Origin of the sequence: Vibrio sp. 10N.239.312.C11 (assembly GCF_041466065.1) — a bacterium.
Lineage (GTDB): Bacteria > Pseudomonadota > Gammaproteobacteria > Enterobacterales > Vibrionaceae > Vibrio > Vibrio tasmaniensis_A.
Window position 1 is genome coordinate 1 of record NZ_JBFSRZ010000022.1, and the last position, 12,011, is coordinate 12,011.

The 12,011-nt window shown below is 42.8% G+C and carries 11 protein-coding genes; 10 read left to right on the forward strand and 1 reads right to left on the reverse strand.

The features are described 5' to 3' along the window. Window positions 1-107: 107 nt before the first annotated feature. The 10 genes from moaB to AB6D07_RS11445 all read left to right on the forward strand — a co-directional run bounded on the left by moaB (window position 108) and on the right by AB6D07_RS11445 (window position 9,382). On the forward strand, window positions 108-620 hold the full coding sequence (moaB, locus tag AB6D07_RS11400; protein WP_010437177.1) for a molybdenum cofactor biosynthesis protein B: 513 nt from the start codon (window positions 108-110) through the stop codon (window positions 618-620). Between the two features lie 12 nt (window positions 621-632). Beyond that, window positions 633-1,112, forward strand: coding sequence for a cyclic pyranopterin monophosphate synthase MoaC (moaC, locus tag AB6D07_RS11405; protein WP_004734026.1), 480 nt, complete (start codon window positions 633-635; stop codon window positions 1,110-1,112). Continuing rightward, a complete protein-coding gene (gene moaD, locus AB6D07_RS11410; RefSeq protein ID WP_017103580.1) occupies window positions 1,109-1,354 on the forward strand; it encodes a molybdopterin synthase sulfur carrier subunit in 246 nt (81 codons plus the stop codon). Before moaC ends, moaD begins: the two co-directional genes overlap by 4 nt. A gap of 2 nt (window positions 1,355-1,356) precedes the next feature. Further along, window positions 1,357-1,830 (forward strand): molybdopterin synthase catalytic subunit MoaE, encoded by a 474-nt coding sequence (gene moaE, locus AB6D07_RS11415; RefSeq protein WP_009848639.1) that lies wholly within the window; start codon window positions 1,357-1,359, stop codon window positions 1,828-1,830. A gap of 660 nt (window positions 1,831-2,490) precedes the next feature. Beyond that, window positions 2,491-4,122, forward strand: a complete 1,632-nt coding sequence (locus tag AB6D07_RS11420) for an ABC transporter substrate-binding protein (RefSeq protein ID WP_009848638.1) — start codon at window positions 2,491-2,493, stop codon at window positions 4,120-4,122. A 111-nt stretch (window positions 4,123-4,233) separates the two neighbouring features. After that, window positions 4,234-5,154: an oligopeptide ABC transporter permease OppB gene (oppB, locus tag AB6D07_RS11425; protein ID WP_012603542.1), complete on the forward strand. Its 921-nt coding sequence runs from the start codon at window positions 4,234-4,236 to the stop codon at window positions 5,152-5,154. A gap of 15 nt (window positions 5,155-5,169) precedes the next feature. After that, window positions 5,170-6,072, forward strand: a complete 903-nt coding sequence (gene oppC / locus AB6D07_RS11430; RefSeq protein ID WP_009848636.1) for an oligopeptide ABC transporter permease OppC — start codon at window positions 5,170-5,172, stop codon at window positions 6,070-6,072. Window positions 6,073-6,123: 51 nt separating this feature from the next. Continuing rightward, window positions 6,124-7,095, forward strand: coding sequence for an ABC transporter ATP-binding protein (locus AB6D07_RS11435; protein WP_009848635.1), 972 nt, complete (start codon window positions 6,124-6,126; stop codon window positions 7,093-7,095). Then, entirely contained in the window at window positions 7,092-8,078 is a 987-nt protein-coding gene (gene oppF / locus AB6D07_RS11440; protein ID WP_029223024.1) for a murein tripeptide/oligopeptide ABC transporter ATP binding protein OppF, read from the forward strand. The genes AB6D07_RS11435 and oppF overlap by 4 nt, the downstream gene beginning before the upstream one ends. A gap of 356 nt (window positions 8,079-8,434) precedes the next feature. Continuing rightward, window positions 8,435-9,382, forward strand: a complete 948-nt coding sequence (locus AB6D07_RS11445; RefSeq protein ID WP_017102833.1) for a glutathione S-transferase family protein — start codon at window positions 8,435-8,437, stop codon at window positions 9,380-9,382. 33 nt (window positions 9,383-9,415) lie between these two features. Here AB6D07_RS11445 and AB6D07_RS11450 read toward each other — a convergent pair whose 3' ends face one another. Continuing rightward, window positions 9,416-11,899: an EAL domain-containing protein gene (locus AB6D07_RS11450; RefSeq protein ID WP_017102832.1), complete on the reverse strand. Its 2,484-nt coding sequence runs from the start codon at window positions 11,897-11,899 to the stop codon at window positions 9,416-9,418. Window positions 11,900-12,011: the final 112 nt, after the last annotated feature.

A 12,011-nucleotide genomic window follows, 5' to 3' on the forward strand; every position in this document is an offset into this window, starting at 1 on the left:
TAGGCTACTTCCCCCTCGCCGCGATTAAAACGCTTTTATCTCGAACAAAATTTAATCACGAAAGGTCAACACGCCCTCATAATTGAAAAATTTATATAGGTGAACAAATGGGTCACGCAGAAAGCAAATTTCAAGCAGCGAACATTGCAGTACTAACGGTTTCAGATACTCGTACAGAAGAAAATGACACGTCAGGTGGTTACCTAGCTGAGCATGCTAAGGAAGCTGGTCACAACGTGGTTGATAAGCAAATTGTTATCGATGACATGTACAAGATCCGTGCGATCGTATCTCAGTGGATTGCTGATGACAGCGTCCAAGCGATCATGATCACTGGCGGTACGGGTTTCACTTCTCGTGACAGCACCCCAGAAGCACTTAAGCCACTGTTCGACAAAGAAGTAGAAGGCTTTGGTGAGCTATTCCGCCAAGTGTCTTACGAAGAGATCGGTACTTCGACGATTCAATCGCGTGCAATCGCGGGTTTTGCTAACCACACGGTTATCTTTGCGATGCCAGGTTCTACAGGTGCGTGCCGTACAGGTTGGACTAAGATCATTAAGCAACAGATGGATGCTAGCCACCGTCCTTGTAACTTCATGCCACATCTTTCTGTATAAGGTGGTTTGAGCATGAGCCAATTTACTCACATTAACGCGTCTGGTGAAGCGAACATGGTCGATGTGTCGGCTAAAGCGGAAACTGTACGCGAAGCGAGAGCGGAAGCTTTCGTTCAAATGTCAGCAGAAACGCTAGAACTGATTGTTTCTGGTAGCCACCATAAGGGTGATGTTTTTGCGACGGCACGTATTGCTGGCATCCAAGCGGCTAAGAAAACGTGGGACTTGATTCCACTGTGTCACCCTCTACTACTAACTAAAGTAGAAGTGCAGCTAGAAGCTATCGAGTCTGAAAACAAGGTTCGCATTGAATCTGTTTGTAAACTTGCAGGTAAGACGGGCGTTGAGATGGAAGCGCTTACGGCTGCTTCCGTAGCTGCGCTAACGATTTACGATATGTGTAAAGCTGTTCAAAAAGACATTGTTATCGAAAATGTACGCCTGTTAGAGAAGACGGGTGGTAAATCTGGTCACTTCAAGGTGGAATCATGATTACTGTACTGTTCTTTGCTCAAACTCGTGAACTTGTCGGTGTCGATAGCCTAGAAGTCGATGCACAATTCAATACTATTGAAGCGATTCGCAGCCACCTTGTAACACAAGAAGGCAAATGGGATATCGCAATGGAGGAGGGCAAACTTCTGGCTGCACTTAACCAATCAATCGTACCTTTGACAACTGAAGTGAAAGACGGCGATGAAGTGGCTTTCTTCCCACCTGTTACTGGAGGTTAGCCATGAACGACTCTCGAGTTATTGATCCAAGAGTACTAGTTACGGCAGAAGATTTTTCTGTGGGTGACGAATACGATTATCTAGCTCAAGGCACCGCTGCAGGAGCGGTAGTGACGTTTGTTGGTAAAGTTCGCGACATGAACCTTGGCGACAACGTGATTGGTTTGTCTCTAGAGCACTATCCGGGTATGACAGAGAAGTCGCTGAGTGAGATCTGTGATCAAGCTGAAGCGCGCTGGCCTATTCAGAAGATGCGAGTGATTCACCGTGTTGGTGACCTAGATATCGGTGACCAGATTGTTTACGTTGGTGTATCCAGTGCGCACCGAGGGGCTGCCTTTGAAGCGTGCGAGTTTGTTATGGACTTCCTCAAAACCAAAGCGCCGTTTTGGAAAAAAGAACGTACCACTGAAACAACTCGCTGGGTTGATTCTCGCGATTCTGATACCAAAGCTGCAGAGCGCTGGAAAAAGTAAATTATCCCACATAATGTTTCGTCCTTAACGTGATAACGCATTTCAGGTTAGGACTTAGGTAATAAAGCCGACGTTGAACGTCGGTTTTTTTGTGCGTGCAACAAAGTCATTTATAAAAAATAGGGTGTTTATTAAATGATTAATCATTCGAGTTGCATATAAATTCTTTGGCTTATTTTTTCTGTACTGGTGCAGCTCTGCATCTGTTTTGGTGCAGTGCATTATGCTGTTTTGTATAAAGTGATAACCCTCACAAATAGTACAGTCTATTTAGGGGATATGTGATGTGCACTTAGATTTAATGTGGCATTAATGTTAACTTATCAAAGGTGTTCTAGCATAAGATGCTAAAAAAAAGTATCAACACAGATACATCAACACTAAAGGCTGTTATTTAATAAATCCCTATGTGTAACTCACTATTCATTAGGATTTTATTAGATATTTACACTGATACCTTGAGTATTTCGGAGAATTATCCGATTTTTTGCGACTTGTTTATGGCAAATTACTTCAATGGTTGATAGTGTGTGCCTCAATCTTTGTAAGGTTTTAGATTTTTATGCTTATATTTTAAGCTAAATAAATCTAAATCACTGCCGTTCAGTGAACTTAGCAAAGAAGTCATGGATGCAATACGAAAAACTTGGAGTTTATTAAATGTACAAGAATAAAATCACTCAGGCCCTTCTTCTAGGTGCTGGTTTGGCAGTGGCTGCCACTTCTACTCTTTCTATCGCTGCTGAAGTTCCAGCAGGTACAGAACTAGCAAAAGTTCAGGAACTTGTTCGCGGTAACGGTACTGAAGTTGCGACTATCGACCCACACAAATCTCAAGGTGTACCAGAATCTCACGTAATTCGTGATCTTCTAGAAGGTCTAGTGAACCAGGACGGTGAAGGTAATACTATCCCTGGTGTTGCTGAGAGCTGGGAAACGACAGACAACAAAACATTCACTTTTCACCTACGCAAAGATGCAAAATGGTCTAACGGCGATCCTGTAACAGCTGAAGATTTCGTTTACAGCTGGAAACGTGCAGTTGATCCTGCCACTGCTTCTCCATACGCTTGGTACATGGAATATACCAAGATGGTGAATGCGAAAGACATCGTAGCGGGTAAGAAAGACAAGAGTGAGCTAGGCGTTAAAGCTGTAGATGCAAACACACTTGTTGTTGAATTAGAAACAGCGGTACCATACTTCGTAATGATGATGGGCCACACAACAGTGAAGCCAGTACACAAGGCAACTGTTGAAAAATTCGGTGACCAATGGACCAAGCCGGGTAACTTCGTAGGTAACGGCGCATTCTCTGTTGATAAGTGGGTTGTTAACGAACGTCTAGTTCTAAAGCGTAACGACCAATACTGGAACAACGACAAAACTGTTCTAAACAAAGTAACCTTCCTACCAATCGAAAACCAAGTTGCGGAAATGAACCGTTTCTTATCTGGTGAAATCGACTTCACAAATGAACTTCCAACTGAGCACTTCAAGCGTCTTAAGAAAGAGCACGCAGAAGACGTATCTGTAGCTGGTAACTTGTGTACTTACTACTACATCTTCAACACGAAGAAAGCTCCATTTGATGACGTTCGCGTACGTAAGGCTATCTCTTACGCAATTGACCGTGACATCGTGACTGGCGCTATCTTAGCGCAAGGTCAAAAACCAGCATATTTCCTGACGCCTGAAATCACAGCGGGCTTCGATCCTGAGCTTCCTCAGTACGGTACAATGTCTCAAAAAGAACGTAACGTAGAAGCGGCACGTCTTCTTGAAGAAGCGGGTTACGGTAAAGACAATCCACTAAACTTCAACCTACTTTACAACACTTCTGAAAACCACAAGAAGATTGCTGTAGCACTAGGTTCTATGTGGAAGAAAACACTGGGTCTTAAAGTTACACTTGAAAACCAAGAGTGGAAAACTTACCTATCTTCTAAAGATTCTGGTGACTTCGAAGTAGCTCGTGCTGGTTGGTGTGGTGACTACAATGAAGCATCGTCATTCCTAACGCTAATGAAGAGTAACAACACTACCGGTGGTGTTCACTACGACAGCGCGGCTTACGATCAAATCATTGATAAAGCACTGAACTCGACTTCAGAAGAAGAGCGTAAAGCACTTTATCTTGAAGCTGAGGCGCTAATGGCTAACGATATGCCTATCGCACCTATCTATCAATACGTGAAATCACGTCTACTAAATCCGCACGTTGGTGGCTTCCCTACGAACAACGCGGAAGATAAGATCTTCTCGAAAGACTTATACATCAAGGCTCAATAAGCTTCGATTCTAAAAAGTTAATATAACTATAACGATACAGACACTACATGCGTAACATGCGCATGTAGCGTCTTTCTAATTTTAATTGTCACAGACTGAAAGAGTGAGTTTATGCTTAAATTCATTATGAAAAGGATATTTGAAGCGATTCCAACGATGTTGGTGTTGATCACTATATCTTTCTTTCTCATGCGTTTCGCACCGGGTAACCCGTTTTCAAGCGAGCGTCCATTACCGCCAGAAGTTATGGCTAACATCGAAGCTAAATACGGCTTAGATAAACCAGTATTTGAACAGTACACCACGTACTTAACCAACATCCTTCAGGGTGATTTTGGTCCATCTTTCAAATATCAAGATTACACAGTAAATGAGCTGATTGCTGTTGCGCTTCCAGTATCTGCGAAGGTAGGCTTCGTTGCCTTTATCTTTACGCTAATTATGGGGGTCACCGTCGGTACTATAGCCGCGTTGAAGCACAATACCTGGGTCGACTACACCATAATGTCGACAGCCATGCTCGGGGTGGTGATGCCATCCTTCGTATTGGCACCAGCGCTTATTTACCTTTTCTCCCTGCACTGGAATATATTCCCAGCAGGTGGTTGGCATGGCGGCACCTTCGCGTACATTGTGCTACCTGTTATTGCGATGTCTCTTCTATATGTAGCTACCTTTGCTCGTATCACTCGCGGTAGCATGATTGAAACTCTAAACAGTAACTTTATCCGTACTGCTCGTGCTAAAGGCCTAAGTTACCGTTATATCGTTCTTAAACATGCGCTTAAGCCAGCAATGCTACCTGTTGTTTCATATATGGGGCCTGCTTTCGTAGGTATCATCACAGGTTCAGTTGTTGTTGAAACCATCTTCGGCCTACCGGGTATCGGTAAGCTGTTTGTTAACGCCGCGTTTAACCGTGACTACTCGTTAGTAATGGGTGTAACCATTTTGATTGGTTTCCTATTCATCTTGTTCAACGCTATCGTTGATATTTTACTAGCGCTTATTGACCCGAAAATTCGCTACTAACAGGGACGCATGGTTATGTTGAAGAAAAAAGAAAACTTAGAAGCGATCGAAAAATTCTCTGAGAATCTGGAAATTGAAGGTCGTAGTTTGTGGCAGGATGCGCGTATTCGTTTTATGCGCAACAAAGCGGCAATGATAAGCCTGTTCATTCTAATTATCATGGTGCTATCGGTAATCTTCTTACCTATGTTGGCGCAGCATGCTTACGATGATACTGATTGGTACGCAATGCACGTTGGTCCAAATGCGGATCATTGGTTTGGTACCGACAGTTTAGGTCGTGACTTATACGTCCGTACGATGATCGGCGGCCGTATTTCTCTGATGGTTGGTGTGATGGGCGCATTTGTAGCGGTACTGATTGGTACGCTTTACGGTGCAGCTTCAGGTTTCATTGGCGGTCGTACTGACCGAGTGATGATGCGTATCCTAGAGATCTTGTACGCAGTACCATTCATGTTCCTTGTGATCGTACTGGTAACATTCTTTGGTCGTAATATTGTACTTATCTTTGTTGCTATCGGTGCTATTGCTTGGCTCGATATGGCACGAATCGTACGTGGTCAAACGTTGAGTCTACGTAGCAAAGAATTCATCGAGGCTGCTCACGTATGTGGTGTAAGTAAATGGAAGATCATTACACGTCATATCGTACCGAATGTATTGGGTATTGTTGCGGTTTACTCGACGCTACTTATTCCGAGCATGATCCTTACTGAATCATTCTTATCTTTCCTTGGTCTTGGTGTTCAAGAGCCTATGACAAGTTGGGGCGCGCTATTACAAGAAGGCTCGCAAACAATGGAAGTTGCTATTTGGCAATTGGCATTCCCAGCGGCATTCATGGTAGTTACGCTGTTCTGCTTTAACTACGTAGGTGATGGTCTGCGCGACGCGCTTGATCCAAAAGACAGATAAAGAAATAGCAAATAAAAATACAAAAGCTATAAAAGATTGAAGGAAGCAATGATGAGCTTATTAGATGTCAAAGATCTGCGCGTCGAATTTACCACGCAAGATGGTATCGTAACCGCAGTAAACGACTTGAACTTCTCACTTAACCAAGGCGAAACGCTGGGTATTGTTGGTGAGTCGGGTTCAGGTAAATCACAAACGGTATTTGCACTGATGGGGCTGCTAGCTAAGAACGGCATCATCTCAGGTAGCGCAAAGTTTGAAGGCAATGAAATTCTTAACCTGCCTGAAAAAGAGCTGAACAAAGTACGAGCTGAACAGATCGCGATGATCTTCCAAGATCCAATGACGTCACTGAATCCTTACATGAAAGTATGTGATCAGCTGATGGAAGTACTTATGCTGCATAAAGGCATGGGTAAAGCAGAAGCGTTCGAAGAATCAGTTCGTATGCTGGAAGCGGTGAAAATCCCTGAAGCACGCAAGCGTATAACCATGTACCCACATGAATTTTCTGGCGGTATGCGTCAACGTGTGATGATCGCAATGGCACTACTGTGTCGCCCTAAATTGCTTATCGCTGATGAGCCGACAACGGCGTTGGATGTAACCATTCAAGCGCAAATCATGGAATTGCTGAACGAACTTAAAGATGAGTTCAATACAGCAATCATCATGATCACTCATGACTTAGGTGTGGTTGCTGGTTCGTGTGACAAAGTACTTGTGATGTATGCAGGTCGTACAATGGAATATGGCACGGTTGATGAAATCTTCTACGAGCCAAGCCACCCTTATGCGGAAGGCCTGCTTAAAGCGATTCCTCGTTTGGATACCGAAGGTGAAATTCTACCGACGATTCCAGGTAACCCACCTAACTTACTTCGCCTACCAACAGGTTGTCCTTACCAAGACCGCTGTCACCGTGTAATGGACCGTTGTAAGCAAGAAGCACCGATTCTACAGCCATTTGCTAAAGACCGTCAGCGTGCTTGTTTTTCAGATTGGGAGACTTGGACAAAATGAGTAAAGAATTACTATTAGATATTAAAGACCTAAAAGTTCACTTTAGCATTGCGGCTAAGTCTGCTTGGCCTTGGGCGAAACCATCAAACCTTAAAGCCGTTGATGGTGTGGATGTTCATCTTTACGAAGGCGAAACGCTAGGTGTAGTAGGTGAGTCTGGCTGTGGTAAATCAACATTTGCGCGCGCAATTATTGGTTTAGTTGAGGCAACTGAAGGCGAAGTTATGTGGTTAGGTCAAGACCTGACTAAGATGCAGGAAGTGAAGCGTCGTGAGACTCGTAAAGAGATTCAGATGATCTTCCAAGATCCGCTAGCATCACTCAACCCGCGTATGTCAGTAGGCGACATCATTGCTGAGCCTCTAGAGACTTTTTATCCTGAGCTTTCTAAACAGGAAGTGAAAGATCGAGTTAAAGATATGATGGCAAAAGTTGGTCTACTACCCAACGTAATCAACCGTTACCCACATGAATTCTCTGGTGGTCAGTGTCAACGTATCGGTATCGCACGTGCACTTATCTTGAAGCCTAAGATGATCATCTGTGATGAACCTGTTTCTGCTCTGGATGTATCTATCCAAGCTCAAGTAGTAAACCTTCTTATGGAACTACAGAAAGAGTTAGGTTTGTCTTTGGTATTCATCGCGCACGATTTGTCAGTGGTGAAACACATCTCTGACCGTGTATTGGTGATGTACTTAGGTAATGCTGTTGAACTAGGTGAATCAGATGCCTTGTTCTCAGACCCAAAACACCCATATACCAAAGCATTGATGTCTGCAGTTCCGATTCCAGACCCACGCTTAGAGCGCAGCAAAACGATTCAGATGCTGGAAGGTGATTTACCATCGCCAATCAACCCACCATCAGGTTGTGTGTTCCGTACTCGTTGCCCTGAAGCAACTGAGGCGTGTGCGAAAACCAAGCCAACCATTCAAGGCGATGACGTACACGCAGTATCTTGCTTGCACGTACAAGTCTAGAGCCTATTTAAAACGGTTCAGCCTGTGACAGGCTTAAGCGCGACTAGTTATTAGAGTCGCGCTTTTTTTGTGTCTAAAGTTCCATATTAAATAAGCTTCATCAAATAATTTGAACAACTAAGCCAACTTCTTCTAGTTTAGAAAAAGTTGGCTTTTTTTATACTAATACCAATCGTAGTAAATAACTGCTCATCCTAGCTTGTTAAAACGCTCGATAACGGCGTTAGAATTTTTGATTGTAGAATAACTACTAACAGAAAAATTCTTCCTTGTTCTCAAGCCTTTTCTCTGCGCTATTTCTGAACATTTACTTACTGTGATTGGTATAAAAAATTTTGGATGACAGAGGTTTGGATATGGGCAAGTTAGTTGAAGGTGTTTGGCATGATGTTTGGTACGACACCAAAGAAAGCGGTGGCAAGTTTGTTCGTGAAGATGCAGGCTTTCGTCACTGGGTAGAGAATAAAGCGTCCGCGCAGTTTCAGCCTGAAAGCGGCCGTTATCACTTGTACGTATCATTGGCTTGCCCTTGGGCGCACCGCACCCTTATCTTCCGAGAGCTTAAAGACCTAACCGATCACATTGACGTGACGGTGGTTTGCCCAGACATGATGAGTGATGGTTGGCAAATGGGGTTACCTGAACCTCTGTTCGGCCATACGCGCATGCATCAAATCTACACTCAAGCCAAACCTGACTACTCGGGTAGAGTGACGGTGCCTGTGTTGTGGGATAAAAAGACTAACACCATTGTGAGTAACGAGTCGTCTGAGATTATCCGTATGTTTAACTCAGAGTTTAATGAACTGACAGGCAACACCGATGATTACTATCCGTGGGAACTGGCAAAGAAGATTGATGAGTGGAATGACTATATCTACCCAAACATTAACAACGGTGTGTACCGAACGGGCTTTGCAACGACACAAGAAGCCTACGAAGAAGCGTATGATGCGTTATTTGAAGCCTTAGACAAAGTAGACGCTCACCTTAGCGAACATCGCTATTTAGCGGGTAACGAGATTACAGAAGCGGATTGGCGCTTGTTTACCACTCTGGTTCGATTTGATGCCGTTTATGTTGGGCACTTTAAGTGTAATAAGCAGCGAATTTCAGACTACGTCCATATTCAGGGTTACTTAAAAGAGCTCTACCAGGTCGAAGGCATTAAAGAGACGACCGATTTTTATCACATCAAGCGCCACTATTATTACAGCCATACAGGCATTAATCCGACTCAAGTTGTCCCCAAAGGGCCTTACCTTGATTTAGAGTCACCCCATAAACGCAGTTATTTAATTTAACTTACCGGAATATAGGGTCAGGCTGATATCGAATTACACTTCAAAGGCTTCTCTTTGATTTTGTAGCTCTAGATACTTAACGAGGTCTGTTGCGCTTACCGGACGTGAGTAGTAGTAGCCCTGAACTGCGCTACAGTACAATTGCTTAATAGACTGCAACTGTGCTTGAGTCTCAATACCTTCCACGACCAAGTCGAAATTGAAAATACTTGCTAGAGAAGTAATCGCTTCAACCAGTGCAAATTGCCTCTCATCGGTATCAATAGTATCTATAAATGATTTATCTATCTTGATCTCATTGATAGGCAGGGAGGCAATATAGCTTAATGATGAATAACCCGTACCGAAATCGTCGATGGAAACTTGCATACCTAGTGCTTGGAAGCGGTTCATTACCCGCGTGACGGCTTGCAGATCTTCAACTAGTACACTTTCTGTAATCTCAATTTTGATCTTGGCTGGTGTAAATGCGTATTTGGCAGCAAGCTCTGAGAAGCGTTCAACCAAGTTATGCTGAGTAAACACTGCTGGAGATAGGTTGATAGACAACGATAGAGAGACCCCCTGCTTACTATTGATATTGCTAATATGGCGCATGCTAGTTTCAGCGACAAAGAACGTAATGTCATTAATTAGATTCGTTTTTTCCGCCATGCTGATAAATACGTCAGGTGGAATAAATCCTAACTTTTTGTTTTGCCAACGACAGAGCGCTTCTACCCCTAACACTACACCTGAATGTACGTCGACTTGAGGTTGATAGTGAACGTACAGTTCTTCGTTATTTAAAGCAGAATTAAGCGCGTTCTCAATCTCGAGTTTACTGTGGATATCATCAGAAATAGACTCGTTAAATAATTGAATAATGCCTTTGCTTGTACGTTTCGCGAAATAGAGTGCCATATCAGCTTTAGAGATTAACATTTCTATATTGTCAGCATGATCGGGGGATAAGGATACGCCGATGCTTGTCTTAATTGATAGGCTTTCCCCTTTGATATTGTATGAGCGTTCGATTGCCTGCTTAATCTTGTTAAGAATTGGTGTCAAAGATTCAGCTGTCGGTAGATTGTCTATAATCGCAATAAACTCATCCCCGCCAAAACGGAAATACATTTCATTCGGCTCAGTTAAATGTTGTAGAGTTTGAGCAATGTTTTTGAGCAGTTGATCCCCATAGCCATGACCATGAGCGTCGTTAATATTTTTAAAATCATCTAGGTCGATAAAAAGTACAGCGATTTTAGTCGTATTTTGTATGTTTCTTTCTTGTATGACCGCAAAGCTCTCTTTTAATGCAGTTCGGTTGTAAAGACCGGTGAGTGAGTCGTGGTGAGCCAAGTAAGAGAGTTCTTTACGGTTCTGCTCTAGTTTATGGAAGTCATGTTTAATTCTGTTTTGGAAGGTAGTAAAACGTCGTGCGATGGCATTACCCATATAGAAACTAATGACCAGCAAAGTTAGGAAGCTTGCTGCACTATAAATGATGAGTTCAATCGTATCGTGCTTTAGTGATTCTTCGGTGACCAGTTTGTGTGCGATAGAGTATTGTTCAATGGCTTGGGTATAAGCACTACCAACGATATACCACTCCCAGTCTGGAATTTTTGCTACATAGTTAATGGTGTCTTGCGAACGATTGTTAGCCAACCCGTTATCGAGGCTGATAAATCGTTCTTGGAGTGAATTAGTTGAGTTTTGACTTTGAATAATTAACTGAAATGTAGGATGTTTTGACCCAATGAGTTCTTGCGACTCGTGCGCCAAAAATACGCCTTGCTTGTCGAGTACGAAAAGCTGATCAGAACCAGGAAGCGTTAAGTTTTTCAGCCAATTTAATGATTGTTGTTTTAGGTCACTTTCAACATCAACGACATAATCACCGGAGCTTATAACCCAGTCTAGTGGTTCAAAGTAGACAGAATATCCAATTTTTTCGTACTCTGTCTTGTTGTCACCTGGTTTGTGAAACCACCACCTATAAAAGCTTGTTTTCTTCTCTAGTGACAGTTTGACCATTTCTGTGACGATGGGAGTGCCTCGCGTATCTTTAAGCGTGGAAAGGTCCTGTCCTTCGAGGTGGGGCCAGAATGGGTGCATGATGCCTTTAGCTTGGCGATCAACAATAAAAAGGTAACCACGATCACTATTGAAGCGAATGTCTTTTAACGCACTTTTAATGATGGATTCGATTATTTCTCTTGGCTGTGATCTGTTGTCTTCGTAGAGACGAGTAGAGATTCGATGTGCTTCTTCTAATCGTTCTTTTACGACTTGTTTTAGTTCTGACTCGGTGGTTGATTTTAAATAGAGAACTTGGCTTTTTGCTACGTCGACTTGGCTTTTAAGCAATTGTTTGTGCTGATCTTTAAATAGTTGCTCAGCTCTAACTAATTGTTTTTGGTTAGACAGGTGTGAGTTGTACAGAAATGAAGAAATTAGTACGAGTGAAAAAAGTGCGATAAAGCTAACTGGGAGCCATTTGATCAACGTGATCAGCCGAGTATCTGACGTCATAGTGTTATGAAATACAAAGAAGTTTATTTATTATGTAAAATAATATAACAAAACAAATCATCATTGCGAAGAATAAAAACGTCAAAGATCGCACTTTTCAGATAAACGTACG

What these genes read in the sequence shown, in the direction of transcription:
- oppC (WP_009848636.1), top strand. Translation starts at nt 5,170, where the DNA reads ATGTTGAAGAAAAAAGAAAACTTAGAAGCGATCGAAAAATTCTCTGAG.
- AB6D07_RS11450 (WP_017102832.1), bottom strand. Translation starts at nt 11,899, where the DNA reads ATGACGTCAGATACTCGGCTGATCACGTTGATCAAATGGCTCCCAGTT.
- oppB (WP_012603542.1), top strand. Translation starts at nt 4,234, where the DNA reads ATGCTTAAATTCATTATGAAAAGGATATTTGAAGCGATTCCAACGATG.
- oppF (WP_029223024.1), top strand. Translation starts at nt 7,092, where the DNA reads ATGAGTAAAGAATTACTATTAGATATTAAAGACCTAAAAGTTCACTTT.
- AB6D07_RS11435 (WP_009848635.1), top strand. Translation starts at nt 6,124, where the DNA reads ATGAGCTTATTAGATGTCAAAGATCTGCGCGTCGAATTTACCACGCAA.
- moaB (WP_010437177.1), top strand. Translation starts at nt 108, where the DNA reads ATGGGTCACGCAGAAAGCAAATTTCAAGCAGCGAACATTGCAGTACTA.
- AB6D07_RS11445 (WP_017102833.1), top strand. Translation starts at nt 8,435, where the DNA reads ATGGGCAAGTTAGTTGAAGGTGTTTGGCATGATGTTTGGTACGACACC.
- moaE (WP_009848639.1), top strand. Translation starts at nt 1,357, where the DNA reads ATGAACGACTCTCGAGTTATTGATCCAAGAGTACTAGTTACGGCAGAA.
- moaD (WP_017103580.1), top strand. Translation starts at nt 1,109, where the DNA reads ATGATTACTGTACTGTTCTTTGCTCAAACTCGTGAACTTGTCGGTGTC.
- moaC (WP_004734026.1), top strand. Translation starts at nt 633, where the DNA reads ATGAGCCAATTTACTCACATTAACGCGTCTGGTGAAGCGAACATGGTC.
- AB6D07_RS11420 (WP_009848638.1), top strand. Translation starts at nt 2,491, where the DNA reads ATGTACAAGAATAAAATCACTCAGGCCCTTCTTCTAGGTGCTGGTTTG.